The sequence below is a fragment of the Nocardioides marmoraquaticus genome (assembly GCF_054777915.1).
In genome coordinates this window covers 1-15395 of record NZ_BAAHAA010000021.1, presented here as the reverse complement: position 1 = coordinate 15395, position 15395 = coordinate 1, and the positions used below count along the sequence as shown (strand labels likewise).

Below are 15395 nucleotides of genomic sequence, written 5' to 3'. Positions count from 1 at the left end.
GATGAGCTCTAGGCGTGGGAGGTGTCGGCGGGCTCCGGCTCGGGTCGGCGGCCCTCGCGGTAGACGTCGGCGCGGGCGTCCTGGCCGCGGTGCCGTCGACCGGCCACGACGAAGCAGGCCGCCGCGAGGGCGAAGAGCGCGATCGACATCCACACGCCCCAGCGCAGGCCGAGCACGTCGTCGAGCTCGATGCTGTCGATGCGCAGCATCTCGATCCAGCCGCGGCCGGCCGTGTAGACCATGACGTAAAGCGCGAAGACCCGGCCGTGGTCGAGCCGGAGGCGTCGGTCGAGGGCGATGATCAGCGCCACGCCCGCGAGGTTCCACACCAGCTCGTAGAGGAACGTCGGGTGGAAGGTCGCGAACTGCTCGTAGCCCGCCGGTCGGTTGGCGGGCGAGATCTCCAGGCCCCAGGGCAACGTGGTGGGCCGCCCGAAGAGCTCCTGGTTGAAGTAGTTGCCGAGGCGGCCGATGGCCTGCGCCAGGAGCAGGCCGGGGGCGAGCGCGTCGGCGAAGGGCAGGATCCGGATGCCGCGGCGGCGGCACGCGAACCACGCCCCGAGGAACCCGCCGCTGATCGCGCCCCAGATGCCGAGTCCGCCGTTCCAGATCTCCAGCGCACCCAGGGGGTTGCGGCCCTCGCCGAAGTAGAGCTGGTGGTCGGTGGCGACGTGGTAGATGCGGGCCCCGATGACACCGGCCGGCACCGCCCACAGCGCGACGTCGGCGACGTCCTCGCGACGACCGCCGCGCGCCTCCCAGCGACGCCCGCCGAGCCAGACGGCCGCGACCACGCCGAGGATGATGCCCAGGGCGTAGGCCCGCAGCGGGACCGGACCGAGATACCACACGCCCTGCGACGGGCTGGGGATCGACAGCGGCAGCAGCGCGAGGTCGGGGAGGCTCACGCCCGCTCCCCCCGCACGCCTGCGGCGAGGTCGTCGGTGAGGTCGGCCAGCGCCCGCGTGGCCGCGGTGCCGTCGTGGTCGAGCAGGGCGCGCACGAACGCCGAGCCCACGATCACCGCGTCGGCGAACGCCGCCACCTCGGCGGCCTGCGCCCCGTCGGAGACGCCGAGGCCGACCCCGACGGGCAGGTCGGTGACGGCCTTGGTGCGGCCGACGAGCGGGCCGGCGAGGTCGGAGGTCGCGGCCCGGGCCCCGGTCACGCCCATCACCGCGGTCGCGTAGACGAAGCCGCGGCACGCGGCGGTGGTGGCGGCGAGCCGCGTCTCGGTGGAGGACGGCGCCACGAGGAAGACCTTGTCGAGGCCGTGCTCGTCGGCCGACGCGATCCAGCGGTCGGCCCCCGCCGTCGCGTCGGGGGTGAGGTCGGGCGTGATCAGGCCCGCTCCCCCGGCCGAGGCGAGGTCGGCGGCGAAGCGCTCGACGCCGTACTGCTCGACGGGGTTCCAGTAGGTCATGACGAGCGTCGGCACCCCGGTCGAGGCGACCGCCTCGACGGTGCGCATGACGTCGGCGGTGCGGAAGCCGCCCTCGAGGGCCTGCTGGGCAGCGGCCTGGATGGTCGGCCCGTCCATGACCGGGTCGCTGTAGGGCAGGCCGACCTCGATGACGTCGCACCCGTGCTCGACCATGACGCGCACCGCCTCGACGCAGCGGTCGCGGTCGGGGAACCCGGCGGGCAGGTAGCCGACGAGCACGCTGCGCCCGTCGGCGGCGGCCTTCTCGAAGGCGCCGGAGGTGCTGTGCACGCCCGTCGACGCCGTCACTTCGCGCCCTCGCCGATCTCCTCGGTGGTGGCGCGGGAGGGGCGGCCGTCAGAGTCGACCCGGCCGAGGCCGAAGTACTCGATCGCGGTGCCCATGTCCTTGTCGCCGCGACCGGAGAGGTTGACCAGGATGGTCGAGCCCGGCTGCTCCCCGGCCAGCTTCAGCGCGCCGGCGACGGCGTGGGCGGTCTCGATGGCCGGGATGATGCCCTCGGTGCGGGCCAGCAGCGCCATCGCCTCCATCGCCTCGGCGTCGGTGGCGGCGACGTAGCGCGCGCGGCCGGTGTGGGCGAGGTGGGCGTGCTGCGGGCCGACACCGGGGTAGTCGAGCCCCGCGGAGATGGAGTGCGACTCACTGGTCTGGCCGTCCTCGTCCTGCAGCACGTAGGTGCGGGCGCCGTGGAGGACGCCGGGGCGCCCACCGCCGATGGTGGCGGCGTGGCGCGGCGTGCTCACGCCCTCGCCGCCGGCCTCGACGCCGACCAGCTCGACGTCGGTGTCGCCCAGGAAGGCGGTGAAGATGCCGATGGCGTTGGAGCCGCCGCCGACGCAGGCGACCACGGAGTCGGGCAGCGCGCCGGTGAGGTCGAGCACCTGCTCGCGGGCCTCGTCGCCGATGCTGCGGCAGAAGTCGCGCACCATCGCGGGGAACGGGTGCGGACCGGCCGCCGTGCCGAAGCAGTAGGCGGTGTGGTCGACGCTGGCGACCCAGTCGCGGATGGCCTCGTTGATGGCGTCCTTGAGGGTGCGCGAGCCCGAGCGCACCGGCACCACCTCGGCGCCGAGCAGCTGCATGCGGGCGACGTTGAGCGCCTGGCGCTCGGTGTCGACCTCGCCCATGTAGACGGTGCACTCCAGGCCGAGGTACGCCGCTGCGGTCGCGGTGGCGACGCCGTGCTGGCCCGCCCCGGTCTCGGCGATCATGCGGGTCTTGCCCATGCGCTTGGTGAGCAGCGCCTGGCCGAGCACGTTGCGGATCTTGTGGGCGCCGGTGTGGTTGAGGTCCTCGCGCTTGAGCAGGATGCGGGCGCCGGCCCGCTCGCCGAGCTTGGTCGCGTCGTAGAGCCGGCTGGGCGTGCCGGCGTAGTCGCGCAGCAGGTGGGTGAACTCGGCGGTGAACGCCTCGTCGTCCATCGCCTCGCGCCACGCCGCGGTCAGCTCGTCGAGGGCGGCCATCAGCGCCTCGGGCATGAACCGGCCGCCGAAGTCGCCGAAGCGACCCTCGGCGTCGGGGCCGATGTCGGTGGCGCCGGCAGCGGTGGTGGGTCGGTCGTCGGTCAGGCTCATCGTCGTCCTCCGGACGAGGGGGTGGGGGTGGTGGTGATGGCACGCATCGCGGCGACGGCGGCGGCGGGGTCGCCGTCCTTGACGAGGGCCTCGCCGACGAGCACGACCCTGGCGCCCTGCTCGGCGTAGGCGGCCGCGTCGTCGGGCCCGGCGATGCCGGACTCGGCGACGGGCACGACGCCGTCGGGCAGCAGCGCGGCGAGGCGCGCGAAGGTGTCGGGGTGGACCTCGAGGGTCTTGAGGTTGCGGGCGTTGACGCCGACGAGGCGGGCACCGACGGCCAGCGCACGCTCCACTTCTACCTCGTCGTGCACCTCGGTCAGCACGGTCAGGCCGAGCTCGTCGGCCTGCTGGTGCAGGTCGCGCAGCCGGACGTCGTCGAGCGCCGCGACGATGAGCAGCACCAGGTCGGCTCCGGCCGCGCGGGCCTCGAGCAGCTGGTAGCCGTCGACCACGAAGTCCTTGCGGAGCAGCGGCGTCGGCACAGCTGCGCGCACCGTGCGCAGGTCATCGAGGCTGCCGCCGAAGCGTCGCTCCTCGGTCAGCACCGAGATGGCGTCGGCGCCGCCGGCGGCGTAGGCGGAGGCGAGGGCGGCGGGGTCGGGGATCTCGGCGAGGTGGCCCTTACTGGGCGAGCGGCGCTTGACCTCGGCGATGACCGAGAGCCCCGGCGCGGCGAACGCGGGCATCGGGTCGAGCGCGGCGGGCCGGGCGGCGGCCGCCTCGGCGACGGCGGCCTCGGGAGTGGCCGAACGACGGGTCGCGAGGTCCTCGCGGACGCCCGCGACGATGTCGTCGAGCACGGACATGGAACACCCCTCCCGAGGGTCGTCAGGCTCCCCCCAGGTTCTCACACGGGCGAGCGGGACCCCAGGTCAGGAGTCGCTCAGGAGCCGGTCAGGACGAGGGGACGTCGCGCGCCCGCCGACGGGCCTCCTGGGCCTCCTCGGGGGTGTGCAGGCGACGACCGCCACCGCCCCCGTGGCCCAGCTTGGCGAGGACGAGGCCGGCGACGACGCCGATCGGGGCCAGCGCCACGCCGATCCAGAACACGGGCCAGCTGTAGATCATCAGGCCGATGCCACCGACCACGAACGCCAGGAGGACCAGCGTGACCGTGGTCCAGGCGGCCGGGGTGTTGCCGTGGTTGTCCGACAAGGTGGCTCCTCGGGTGTGGTGCGGTGACGAGTCGGGGCAATCCTAGGGGTCCTGGTCGCGGCGGGAGCGGTCGGTCGGGTCGAGCCCCTCGTCGAGCGCGCGCCACAGGTCGCGCTCGGTGGCCGCGCCGCCGCCCGCCTCGGGGTCAGCGACGACCTGCTCGGCCCGCTCGGACGCGGCGGCCGGGGCGTCGTACCGGCCGCCCATCTCGGGCCAGGTGGGGGCGAGGCGGACGGCGAGCACGGCGGGCAGCACGGCGGCGAGGGCGCCGACGGCGGCGACCACGAACCAGGCGGTGAAGAACGCCTCGGCCGTGGGGCCGCCGGCGGTGGTGACCGACTCGACGGCGCTCTCCGGGAGCGTGGCGGCGGCGGTCGCGACGGCCGCGACGAGGCCGACCGCGGTCAGCGCGGCCAGCACCGCGAAGGCGCGGCGCACCCGGCCGCGGGTCACGAGCAGCACGCCCCAGCAGGCGAGCAGGACGAGGCTCAGCGCCGAGCCGAGCGGGAAGGTGGTGGGGTCCGCGGCCCCTGACGAGGTGCCCGGCATCGCCCCGCCGGACAGGCCGGGTGGGGCGGCGTCGCCGAGGTCGACCCAGGGGCGCGTGGACGCGACCGCCGTCAGACCGGCGGTGGCGAGACCGGCGAGCACGACGGGGCCCATGCGGGTCCGCGCGCGGGTCGCGGTCGTGGGGTCAGCCATCGGCCGCGAGCAGGACGTCGGCGTCGAAGCAGGTCGCGTCGCCGGTGTGGCAGGCCGGGCCGGTCTGGTCGACGCTCAGCAGCACGGTGTCGCCGTCGCAGTCGAGGCGGACCTCGACGACGCGCTGGACATGACCGGAGGTCTCGCCCTTGACCCAGTACTCCTGGCGCGAGCGCGACCAGTAGGTGCCGCGCCGGGTGGTGAGCGTGCGGTGGAGGGCCTCGTCGTCCATCCAGCCGAGCATCAGCACCTCGCCGCTGCCGTGCTGCTGCACGACGGCGGGGACCAGCCCCGCGGGGTCGCGCTTGAGGCGGGCGGCGATGGCGGGGTCGAGCGGGCTCACCCCACCAGTGTCCCAGCCGCTCACAGCACCCGCTGGGCCACCCACGACGCGTGCAGCCGCTGGTAGACCGACGGCTCCCCGTCGTCGCCGCGCTGCTGCACCAGGGCGGCGTGGGGGCCTCGCTGCACGACGCGGCCACGGTCCATCACGACGACCTCGTCGGCCTGCTCGGCGGTGGAGAGCCGGTGGGCGATGGTGATGCTGGTGCGGCCGCGCATCAGCTGCTCGAGGGCCCGGCCGATCCGCATCTCCAGCGCCGGGTCGACCGCCGAGGTGGCCTCGTCGAGCACGAGCAGGTCGGGGTCCGCCAGGTGCGCGCGGAGCAGCGCGACCAGCTGCCGCTCCCCCGCCGAGAGCGACTCGCCACGCTGGCCGACGCGGGTGTCGAGGCCGTGGGGCAGCCCGGCCAGCCAGTCGCCGAGGCCCAGCTCCTCGGCCGCACGGCGCACGTCGGCGCGGGAGGCCGCGAGGTCGCCGTACCGCGCGTTGACGAGCAGCGTGTCGTCGAAGAGGAAGCCCTCCTGGGGCACCAGCACGACGCGTCGTCGCAGCGAGGCGAAGGTCACCTCGCGCAGGTCGACGCCGTCGAGTCGCACGGCCCCGGCGGTGGGGTCCATCAGCCGGGTGAGCAGCTTGGCGAAGGTCGTCTTGCCGGAGCCGGTCTCGCCGACCACCGCCACGCGGCGGCCCGCCTCGACGTGCTCGTGCACGTCGCGCAGCACGAGCGGCCCGTCGGGGTAGGCGAAGTCGACGTGGTCGAAGTCGACCGAGACCGCGCCGCGGGGCAGCTCACGGCCGTCGGGCCCGGGGTCGGTGACGTCGGCGGGGGTGTCGAGGATGCCGATGACGCGGCGCCAGCTGGCGATGGCGTTCTGCGCGTCGGTGAGCACCTGGGTGCCCATCTGCACCGGCCCGACGAAGAGGGTCACGAGGAACGCGAAGCCGACGACCTGGCCCGCGGTGACCTGGCCGTCGATGCCGAGCAGGATGCCGAGGATGAGCACGCCGGCGTTGGCGAGGCCGGCGGAGAGGCCGCCGAGCGAGAACGAGAAGGCGGTCAGGCCCTGCGCGCGGGTCGCGGCGACCTGGTTGGCGCGGATGGCCTCGTCGATGCGGCGCTGGGTGCGGTCCTCGACGGCGTAGGTGCGCACCGTCACCGCACCGACGACCGGCTCCGAGATGGCCGACAGCATGCTGCCCACCGAGCGCCGCACCACGCCGTACGACACCGAGAGCCGGCGCTGGAAGAAGCGCAGCGAGAGGAACAGCGGCGCGAAGGCGACCCAGACGAGGATCGTCAGCTGCCAGGAGTAGAAGAGCATCACCACGGTGGCGAGCAGCACCTGGCCGACGCTGACGATGCCGAAGACGCCGCCGAAGACGAGGAACTGCGAGACCTGGTCGACGTCGCTGGTGACGCGGGAGACCAGGGCGCCGCGGCGCTCGGTGTCCTGCGTCAGCAGCGGCAGGTCGTGGACGTGGCGGAAGGCCTTGGTGCGCAGCGTCGCGAGGCCGCGCTCGGCGGAGGTGAACAGCCGCGTGGTCATGAGGTACGACGACGCGCCCGTCAGCACGATGGCGAGAGCGGCGACCCCCGCCATCAGCCCGACGAACGAGTAGTCGATGCCGCCCGGCGCGCCGAGGCCCTTGTCGAGCGTCTGCTGCACGGCGATCGGCACGACGACGCGGCCGGCGGTGCCGACGAGGGCGAGCAGCAGGGTGAGCCTGAACCCGTCGGCCAGCTCCGGGGAGTGGGCGATGCCGCGGCGCAGGGTCTCCCAGCCGCCGATCTCCTCCCCGCTGTCGACGCTGGTGCCGGCAGGGCCGGTCGTCGTGCTCACGAGACCACGTCCTCGGTGTCGTAGGCGTTGACGAGCAGCGCGTAGTCGGGGCGGCGCACGAGCAGGTCGGCGTGGGGTCCGCGGTCGACGATCCGGCCGTCGGCGAGGAACAGCACCTCGTCGGCCAGGGCGATGGTCGCCTTGCGGTAGGCGACGAGCAGCATCGTGGTCTCGCCGGAGCGGTGCCGGACGCCCTCGAGGATGCGGGCCTCGACCTCCGGGTCGACCGCGGAGGTGGCGTCGTCGAGGACGAGCAGGCGGGGCCGGTGCAGCAGCGCGCGGGCCAGCGACAGCCGCTGCCGCTGCCCGCCGGACAGCGACGTGCCACGCTCCCCCAGCCGGCTGTCGAGCCCGCGCGGCAGCGCGGCGACGAAGCCGTCGGCCTGGGCGGTGCGCAGCGCCTCCCAGACCTCCTCGTCGGGCACGTCGGCGCCGAGGGTGACGTTGTCGCGCACCGTGTCGTCGAAGAGGAACGCGCTCTGCGGCACCAGCGCCACGTGCTCGGCCAGCTCGCCCTGCGCCAGCTCGCGCAGGTCGGTGCCGTCGAGGGTGAGCCGGCCCTCGTCGGGGTCGACCAGCCGGGTGACCAGCGAGGTCAGGGTGCTCTTGCCGGACGCGGTCGCCCCCACGACCGCCACGGTGCGACCGGGCGCGAGGTCGAGCTCGAGGTCGTCGAGCACCCGGTGGTCGGGGTCGTAGCCGAAGCGGAGGCCCTCGACGCGCAGCAGCGCTCCGCGGTCGCGCGGTGCCGGCAGCCGCTGCTCGCCGTAGTCGGTGCGGACGGTCTCGTCGAGCACCCGGTGGACCCGCTCGTAGCCGACGACCGAGCGGGGGAACTCGCCCAGCACCCAGCCGATGGAGCGGATGGGGAACGCCACGATGGTCAGCAGGTAGGCGATGACGACGACGTCACCGGGGTCGGCGGCACCGGTGCCGACCCGGGCCACGCCGACGCCGAGCACCGCGAGCACACCCAGGTTGGGCAGGCCCTCGAGCAGCGGGTCGAACGCCGCGCGCACCCGACCGGCGTGGACGGCCTCGTCGCGCAGCTGGTGGGCCTTGGCCCGGAACCGGTCGGTCTCCTCCTGCTCGCGCCCGAGGGTCTTGACGACCTGCGCCCCGTCGAAGGACTCGTGGGCGACCTCGCTCAGCTCGGCGCGCAGCGCCTGGATGCGGGTGAAGATCGGGGAGGAGATGCGCTGGAAGACCAGGTTGGCCAGCATCACGGCCGGGAAGACCAGCAGGCCGACCAGCGCCATCACGACGTCGGTGAGGAACATCTGCACGACGGCGATGAGCATCATCGCCAGCGTGCCGACGGCCATCGGCAGCGGCGCGATCGGCGCCCAGGCCGCCTCGACGTCGGAGTTGGCGTTGGACAGCAGCTCGCCGGTCGGGTGGCGAGCGTGCCACGACATCGGCAGCGAGAGGTACTGCCGGGTGACCTCGCGGCGGTACGCCGCCATCACGCGGTACTGCATGATCCCGGCGCCGAGCCGGCGGGCGACGATGCCGACGGCGCGCAGGATCGCCACGGCCACGAAGAGCCCCAGGATGGCCAGCAGCGCGCGCACCGTGGTGGTGCCGGTGTCGAAGGCGGGGATCAGCACCTCGTCGGTCGCCCACCCGAGCACCCAGGCGTCGGCGACCGTCAGCGCGCCGAACAGCACGCTGCCGAGGGTGGACAGGGTGAAGACCCAGGGCTCGCGACGGATGCCCGCGCCGAGGACGCGGAACCCGTCGCCGAGGCTCGAGGTCACACGACGGGGCGGTGGTTGACTCGGCACGACGACCCCAGCGTAGGCACACGCTCCCCGCGGGCACGAGCCGGTTCCGCCCGGCGGGGCGAGGTCCTACTGTCGGGGCATGCCGCCGCTGTCGCGCGCCGAGCGCGCCGCCCTGTGCAACACCGCGCTCGAGCTCGGTCCCGACGCGCCGACGCTGTGCGAGGGCTGGGACGTCACCGACCTGGTGGTGCACCTGCTCGTGCGCGAGCGCGACCCCATCGCGGCGGTCGGCATCGCCGTCGCCCCGCTGTCGGGCCTGACCCGCCGCAAGTCACGCAAGCTCGCCCAGCAGGACTTCACCGCGCTCGTCGAGCGGGTCCGCACCGGCCCGCCGGTGTGGTCGCCGTTCGTGCTGCCGCCGGTCGACCGGCTCGCCAACGGGCTCGAGCACTTCATCCACCACGAGGACCTGCGCCGGGCCCAGCCGGGCTGGTCGCCGCGAGAGCTGCCCGAGGCCGAGCTGCGCTCGCTGTGGCGCCAGCTCGGGGCGCTCGGCAAGGCCGCCGTGCGGCCCGCGGGCGTGCCGGTCGAGGCGCGCTGGGGCGAGCGGCGTACCACGCTCGCCCGCGGCGCCGACCCCGTGGTCGTCAGCGGCGACCCCGCCGAGCTGGCGCTGGCGCTGTCGGGGCGCCGCGAGCACCGGGCCGACCTCGACGGTCCGCCCGACGCGGTCGCGCGGCTGCGGGAGTCGCTCGGCTCCTAGTGGCGGGCGGCCTCGGTCACCGGCTCAGCCGTTGACCAGGACGTGCACGTGGTCGTAGTGGTTGGCCGTGGTCGAGCCCCGGTCCTCCATGCCGCGGAAGCCCTCGCCCGAGCGCTCCGCCGACCAGATGGTCTGCGCCCAGATGATGTTCGACAGGTTGAACTGCGAGGCGTTGGCGTAGAGGAACTGCTTGACCTGCTCGCCCCGCGCGCCGCTCACCATGATGTCGATGGCCAGGCCGGTGCCGTGCTCGCCGCGACCGGCCGCTCCGCCGTACGTGGTGATGTCGGGGAAGGCGTGGCACACGGCGTTCATCACCAGCTGGGCGCTCGGCTGCAGCCCGCCGGAGGCGGACTTGCCGCAGGGCGAGGTGTCGACGCCGGCGGCGGCACCGGTGGCGGGCTCGGGCTTCGGCTTCTTCGCGGCGAGGTAGCGGGCGCTGACCCAGCGCACCGTGTCGTCGACGACGACCTCGGCGTAGCCGTTGGTGCGCTTGCCGGTGACGCCGATCCTCTTGACGTCGTCGAAGGTGCCGGCGCTGCGCGCCTGCTCGCGCGGCTGCACGCGCAGCTTCAGCGGGGCGGTCGTCCACAGCGTGCGCTCGACGTCGGGGACCCGCAGCTGCAGCGCGGGGGCGCGCTCGGTGGAGCGCGAGGTGCCGATGGTGCGCTCCTCGTCGCCGACGAGGTCGGCGACCGCGGCGGCGTCGGAGACCGAGGCGGCACTCGTGCGGTCGGCGGTCGAGGCGGGCGCGGTCACCAGGACGCCGAGCGCGACCGCGCCGGCGGTGGTGAGGGCCGCGCCGCCGGTGGCGAGCAGGTGCGTGCGGGTGGGACGGGGCACGTGGAGGGTCCTGTACGTCGGGAGCAGGGCACGGTCGGCTTCACGCGAGGCGTGCGACGCGGCGGTTCCCCCGAGATCCGGTCCGCCCGACCGGGCATCGACCCTGCCACAGGTGGCGGGCGGGGCCCAAACCGGCGTGACGGACCTCTCAGGGCCCGGTCAGCCGCCGCTCGTCTCCCCGGCGTCCTCGAGCAGGGTGCCGCCGAGGGTGCCGCCGTCGGTGTCGGCGAGCCACCCGTCGGGCAGCGCGACGGACTTGCGCGGGCCTCCCTGACGGCCGCGGGGCTTGCCCAGCTCCTGCACCGGGAAGGGCGCGTCGGCGTCGAGCTCGGCGAGCAGCACGTCGAGGCCGTCGAGCGTCTCGACCAGCGCGAGCGAGCGGCGCAGGTCGCCCCCGGCGGGAAAGCCCTTGAGGTACCACGCGACGTGCTTGCGGAACTCCTGGCAGCCGCCCAGCTCGTCGCCGACGAAGCGCACCAGCAGCTCGGCGTGGCGGCGCATCATCGCCGCGACCTCGCCGAGCGTGGGCAGGGTCGCGACCTGCTCGCCGCGGAAGGCGGCGGCGAGGTCGCGGAAGAGCCACGGCCGCCCCAGGCAACCCCGCCCGACGACCACACCGGCCGCCCCGGTCCGCTCGACCATGCGCAGGGCGTCGTCGGCCTCCCAGACGTCGCCGTTGCCGAGCACCGGGATGTCGACGTGCTCGACGAGGCTGGCGATGGCGTCCCAGTCGGCCTCGCCGCTGTAGCCCTGGATCGCCGTGCGCCCGTGCAGCGCGATTGCGGCGGCGCCGCTCTCCTGGGCGATGCGACCGGCGTCGAGGTAGGTCAGGTGGTCGTCGTCGATGCCCTTGCGCGTCTTCATGGTCACGGGCACGCCGTGACGCTCCCCCGCGGCCACGGCGGCCTCGAGCACCTCGGCCAGCAGCCGGCGCTTCCACGGCAGGGCGGCACCGCCGCCCTTGCGGGTGACCTTGGGCACCGGGCAGCCGAAGTTGAGGTCGACGTGGGCCACGCCGTGCTCGGTCGCGAGGATCTCGGTCGCCTTGCCGACGTACGCCGGGTCGGTGCCGTAGAGCTGCACCGAACGCACCGTCTCGGTGTCGTCGAAGCGCAGCATCCGCAGCGTGGTCTCGTCGCCCTCGACCAGCCCGCGGCTGGTGATCATCTCGCAGACGTAGAGCCCGGCGCCCTGCTCGGCGCACAGCGTGCGGTAGGCCGCGTTGGTGACGCCGGCCATCGGTGCCAGCACCACCGGCACCGCCACCTCGAGTGCACCCAGTCGCAACGTCACGTCCGCCAGTGTCCGTGGCGCACCGGGGCGCGCTCAAGTCGGGCCGAGACGGCCCGGCGCGCTCACCGTCGGGGACGGGCCACGTCTCCGGTCCAGGTGATCGCCTCGAAGCTCTGCAGCGGGCGGTAGCTGACGGCCTCGAGGGTGCCCTTATCGGGCAACAGGTAGACCAGGCAGCGGGTCGCCTTCGCGTCGGCGACGAACTTCTCGGGCAGCGGGGTGGAGGGGCAGCGCTCGAACTCGGCGGTGAACGACGACGGCTGCACGAGGGTGTCGCGGCCGTCGACGGCGAACAGCGGCACCGCGGCACCGCCGAGGTCGTCGGGGCCGGCGTTGGCGACCCGCACCCGCACGTAGTACGGCGTCGAGGCCCGCGTCGCGTCGTCGAGCTGGAAGGCCGACAGGTCGCGCACCCGCCCCTTGGTCGCGCCGAGCACGGTGAGCTCGAGCACCGAGCCGCGGTCGCGGCCGGCCTCGTAGGCGACGGTCGCGGTGTCGCCGAAGTCGAGCGCCGTGCCGGACGGCGTGAGGTCGACGCCCTCGGGCACCTCGACGTCGCCGGTCGGCAGGGCCACGCTGGGCGAGCTCTCCGCCTCGCTCGGGCGCTCCGAGGTGTCGTCGCCCCCGCAGGCCGCCGTGGTCAGCGCGAGCACGAGGACCGGGGCGAGCAGGCGGGCGGCGTACGTCGTCACGCGCACATCATGGCCGACGCGGAGCCCCGCCGCGGCCGGAAACACCTACCCCGGCGGGGTCAGCAGCCGACGAGCTGCTCGCCGAGCCAGCGGCGCAGGCCCTCGATGCTGATGCGCTCCTGGTCCATCGTGTCGCGCTCGCGCACGGTGACCGCGCCGTCCTCGAGGGTGTCGAAGTCGACGGTGACGCAGTACGGCGTGCCGATCTCGTCCTGGCGGCGGTAGCGACGGCCGATCGCGCCCGCGTCGTCGAACTCGACGTTCCAGACCTGGCGCAGCTCGGCGGCGAGATCCTTGGCCTTGGGGGTCAGCGCCTCGTTGCGCGACAGCGGCAGCACGGCGACCTTGACCGGCGCGAGCCGGCGGTCGAGCTTGAGGACCGTGCGCTTGTCGACGCCGCCCTTGGTGTTGGGCGCCTCGTCCTCGGTGAAGGCGTCGACGAGGAAGGTCATCAGGCTGCGCGAGAGGCCCGCCGCCGGCTCGATGACGTAGGGGACGTAGCGCTCGCCCGCGGCCTGGTCGAAGTACGACAGGTCCTGCCCGGAGTGCTGCGCGTGGGTCGACAGGTCGAAGTCGGTGCGGTTGGCGATGCCCTCGAGCTCGCCCCACTCGGAGCCGGCGAAGCGGAAGCGGTACTCGATGTCGACGGTGCGCTTGGAGTAGTGAGACAGCTTCTCCTGCGGGTGCTCGAAGTGCCGCAGGTTGTCCTTGTCGATGCCCAGGTCGACGTACCAGCGGGTGCGCTCGTCGATCCAGTACTGGTGCCACTCCTCGTCCTCGCCCGGCTTGACGAAGAACTCCATCTCCATCTGCTCGAACTCGCGGGTCCGGAAGATGAAGTTTCCCGGCGTGATCTCGTTGCGGAAGCTCTTGCCGATCTGGGCGATGCCGAACGGCGGCTTGCGGCGCGCGCTGGTCACGACGTTGGTGAAGTTGAGGAAGATGCCCTGCGCGGTCTCGGGACGCAGGTAGTGCAGGCCCGACTCGTCCTCGACGACGCCGAGATAGGTCTTGAGCAGCCCGGAGAACTGGCGCGGCTCGGTCCAGGCGCCGCGGGTGCCGCAGTTGGGGCACGCCAGCGTCGCGAGGTCGACGTCGTCGGGGTCGACGTCGTCGCCCTTCTTGGACGCCTTCTCGGCCGCCTCCTCCTGCAGGTGGTCGGCGCGGAAGCGCTTGTGGCACGACTGGCACTCGGTCAGCGGGTCGGTGAACGTCGAGACGTGCCCCGACGCCTCCCACGTCTGCCGCGGCAGGATCACCGAGGAGTCGAGCCCGACGACGTCCTCCCGCGCCTGCACCACCTGGCGCCACCACTGCCGCTTGATGTTCTCCTTCAGCTCCACGCCCAGCGGGCCGTAGTCCCACGCCGAGCGGGTGCCGCCGTAGATCTCGCCGCACGGGTAGACGAACCCGCGGCGCTTGGCCAGCGAGACGACGTGGTCGACGGTCGAGGGGGGCGGCTTGGCCACGGGGAGTCAGCTCCTGGGGGTGGGTCGCGATCCGACGGCTGGGTGCCGACGGCGAGCGTCAACCCTAGCGAGGGCCCTCCGCTCCCCCGGGCCGGGTGCCGCCCAGCCCCCGTCTGGGAGGCCCGGCGCCCGGCGGACCCGGGCTGTTCGAGGTGCGAGGAGTGCCGGCCGCCCTGGGGTGGTCGAGGTGCGAGGAGCAGCCACAGGGCTGGTCGAGGTGCGAGGAGCGCCGGCCGCCCTCGGCTGGTCGAGGTGCGAGGAGCAGCCACAGGGCTGGTCGAGGTGCGAGGAGCGCCGGCCGCCCTCGGCTGGTCGAGGTGCGAGGAGCGCCGACCGCCCTCGGCTGGTCGAGGTGCGAGGAGCGCCGGCCGCCCTCGGCTGGTCGAGGTGCGAGGAGCGCCGACCGCCCTCGGCTGGTCGAGGTGCGAGGAGCGCCGACCGACCTGGGTTGGTCGAGGTGCGAGGTGCGAGGAGCGCCAGCGACGAGCCGCGAGACCGCGCGACGTACCCGCGTTCGCACGCCCTCTCACCCGTCCAGATCCTGTCGATCACCTGTTCGATTGTCAGTGCCTGACGGTAGACTCCAGTCATGGAGATCGCACCCCTGCCCGGCATCGACGAGGCCGCTGCCGCGGCACACGTCGACGTGCGGGCGGCGATCATCGACGAGCTCCTGACCGCCCGCGCGCAGGTGCATGCAGCCGAGGTGCGGCAGGTGTGGATGGCGGTGCAGTGGGCGCTCGCTCACCCGGCCGAGGTCGACGCCGACGGCGTCGTGGCTGACTACGCGGGCTGGGGTGAGCCCGGCCTGCTCGCCACCGACCAGTCGCGAGTGCTCATCCCGATCGCCGGCCCCGGCGCACCCCTGGTGCACCCGCTCGCGCCGCTCGAGCTCGGTGCGGCGCTCGACCGGTCCCACGACCACGCCCGCCAGCTCATCGGCGACGCCCTCGAGCTGGCGTTCCGGCTGCCACGGCTGTGGGCGCTGACCCAGGAGGGTCGGGTGCCGGTGTGGCTGGCCCGGCAGATCAGCCGGGAGACCCACGACCTGACCTACGACGCCGCGCTGCACGCCGACCGGCTCGTCACCGCCGTCCCGCAGAAGATCGCAGCCGTCGACGCCGCCCGCCTCGTGCACGAAGCCCGGCTGACCGCCGACCCCGACCGCGCCGTCGCGGACGAGGAAGCCGCCGCCACCCGGCGTGGCGTGTGGCTGCGGCGCGACCACCGCGCCCCCGGGGTGGTCGACGTGAACATGACCCTCGACGCCGACGACGCCGATCTCCTCGACGCCACCGTCTCCCGGATCGCAGCCGACCTCAGGGACCTCGGCGACACCTCGACCCGCGACGAACGACGCGCGACCGCCGTGGGGATCCTGGCCGACCCGCAGCACGCCCTCGACCTCATGTCCGGCCGCACCACCGACACCAATCCCGGCACTACCACCGGGACTGCTGAAGGTCTGGTTGTCACTTGGGGTGTGTGGTTTCAGGCCGCGTCAGCGGCCGTGTAGATGGTCTCAAACTCGATCGGGGTGAGCTTG

15 protein-coding genes are annotated in these 15395 nt (G+C 74.0%); 2 read left to right on the top strand and 13 right to left on the bottom strand.

What is annotated here, in order from left to right; translation table 11 throughout:
- Positions 1-8: 8 nt before the first annotated feature.
- From lgt to ACYU8I_RS14705, 9 genes are all read right to left on the bottom strand, one after another.
- A complete protein-coding gene (gene lgt, locus ACYU8I_RS14745; RefSeq protein ID WP_460842180.1) occupies positions 9-908 on the bottom strand; it encodes a prolipoprotein diacylglyceryl transferase in 900 nt (299 codons plus the stop codon).
- Positions 905-1732: a tryptophan synthase subunit alpha gene (trpA, locus tag ACYU8I_RS14740; protein ID WP_460842177.1), complete on the bottom strand. Its 828-nt coding sequence runs from the start codon at positions 1730-1732 to the stop codon at positions 905-907. Before trpA ends, lgt begins: the two co-directional genes overlap by 4 nt.
- The gene (gene trpB / locus ACYU8I_RS14735) at positions 1729-3018 is read right to left on the bottom strand and encodes a tryptophan synthase subunit beta (RefSeq protein ID WP_460842175.1); all 1290 of its coding nucleotides are present in this window, start codon (positions 3016-3018) and stop codon (positions 1729-1731) included. Before trpB ends, trpA begins: the two co-directional genes overlap by 4 nt.
- Complete coding sequence (gene trpC, locus ACYU8I_RS14730; protein ID WP_460842173.1) at positions 3015-3827, bottom strand: indole-3-glycerol phosphate synthase TrpC; 813 nt, start codon at positions 3825-3827, stop codon at positions 3015-3017. The genes trpB and trpC overlap by 4 nt, the downstream gene beginning before the upstream one ends.
- An 88-nt stretch (positions 3828-3915) precedes the next feature.
- On the bottom strand, positions 3916-4176 hold the full coding sequence (locus tag ACYU8I_RS14725) for an HGxxPAAW family protein (protein ID WP_460842171.1): 261 nt from the start codon (positions 4174-4176) through the stop codon (positions 3916-3918).
- A 42-nt stretch (positions 4177-4218) separates the two neighbouring features.
- Positions 4219-4878: a Trp biosynthesis-associated membrane protein gene (locus tag ACYU8I_RS14720; RefSeq protein WP_460842169.1), complete on the bottom strand. Its 660-nt coding sequence runs from the start codon at positions 4876-4878 to the stop codon at positions 4219-4221.
- Entirely contained in the window at positions 4871-5221 is a 351-nt protein-coding gene (gene hisI, locus ACYU8I_RS14715; RefSeq protein WP_460842167.1) for a phosphoribosyl-AMP cyclohydrolase, read from the bottom strand. Before hisI ends, ACYU8I_RS14720 begins: the two co-directional genes overlap by 8 nt.
- A gap of 20 nt (positions 5222-5241) precedes the next feature.
- Positions 5242-7062, bottom strand: a complete 1821-nt coding sequence (locus tag ACYU8I_RS14710; protein WP_460842164.1) for an ABC transporter ATP-binding protein — start codon at positions 7060-7062, stop codon at positions 5242-5244.
- A complete protein-coding gene (locus ACYU8I_RS14705) occupies positions 7059-8822 on the bottom strand; it encodes an ABC transporter ATP-binding protein (RefSeq protein WP_460842163.1) in 1764 nt (587 codons plus the stop codon). The genes ACYU8I_RS14710 and ACYU8I_RS14705 overlap by 4 nt, the downstream gene beginning before the upstream one ends.
- 106 nt (positions 8823-8928) lie before the next feature.
- On the opposite strand from ACYU8I_RS14705, the gene ACYU8I_RS14700 reads away from it, so the two are divergent.
- Positions 8929-9552, top strand: coding sequence for a TIGR03085 family metal-binding protein (locus ACYU8I_RS14700; protein ID WP_460842161.1), 624 nt, complete (start codon positions 8929-8931; stop codon positions 9550-9552).
- Positions 9553-9576: 24 nt separating this feature from the next.
- Here ACYU8I_RS14700 and ACYU8I_RS14695 read toward each other — a convergent pair whose 3' ends face one another.
- From ACYU8I_RS14695 to ACYU8I_RS14680, 4 genes are all read right to left on the bottom strand, one after another.
- A complete protein-coding gene (locus tag ACYU8I_RS14695; protein ID WP_460842160.1) occupies positions 9577-10395 on the bottom strand; it encodes a M15 family metallopeptidase domain-containing protein in 819 nt (272 codons plus the stop codon).
- A 159-nt stretch (positions 10396-10554) separates the two neighbouring features.
- Positions 10555-11688 carry a tRNA dihydrouridine synthase DusB gene (gene dusB / locus ACYU8I_RS14690; protein ID WP_460842158.1) on the bottom strand — a complete coding sequence of 378 codons (1134 nt, stop codon included), beginning with the start codon at positions 11686-11688 and terminating at the stop codon, positions 10555-10557.
- A gap of 62 nt (positions 11689-11750) precedes the next feature.
- Complete coding sequence (locus ACYU8I_RS14685) at positions 11751-12380, bottom strand: hypothetical protein (protein WP_460842157.1); 630 nt, start codon at positions 12378-12380, stop codon at positions 11751-11753.
- A gap of 59 nt (positions 12381-12439) precedes the next feature.
- Positions 12440-13849 carry a glycine--tRNA ligase gene (locus tag ACYU8I_RS14680; RefSeq protein ID WP_460842155.1) on the bottom strand — a complete coding sequence of 470 codons (1410 nt, stop codon included), beginning with the start codon at positions 13847-13849 and terminating at the stop codon, positions 12440-12442.
- Between the two features lie 589 nt (positions 13850-14438).
- On the opposite strand from ACYU8I_RS14680, the gene ACYU8I_RS14675 reads away from it, so the two are divergent.
- Positions 14439-15365: a hypothetical protein gene (locus tag ACYU8I_RS14675; protein ID WP_460842152.1), complete on the top strand. Its 927-nt coding sequence runs from the start codon at positions 14439-14441 to the stop codon at positions 15363-15365.
- Positions 15366-15395: the final 30 nt, after the last annotated feature.

Coding starts and splice junctions, on each gene's coding strand:
- trpB (WP_460842175.1), bottom strand. CDS start 3,018: ATGAGCCTGACCGACGACCGACCCACCACCGCTGCCGGCGCCACCGAC.
- trpC (WP_460842173.1), bottom strand. CDS start 3,827: ATGTCCGTGCTCGACGACATCGTCGCGGGCGTCCGCGAGGACCTCGCG.
- ACYU8I_RS14720 (WP_460842169.1), bottom strand. CDS start 4,878: ATGGCTGACCCCACGACCGCGACCCGCGCGCGGACCCGCATGGGCCCC.
- ACYU8I_RS14700 (WP_460842161.1), top strand. CDS start 8,929: ATGCCGCCGCTGTCGCGCGCCGAGCGCGCCGCCCTGTGCAACACCGCG.
- ACYU8I_RS14675 (WP_460842152.1), top strand. CDS start 14,439: ATGGAGATCGCACCCCTGCCCGGCATCGACGAGGCCGCTGCCGCGGCA.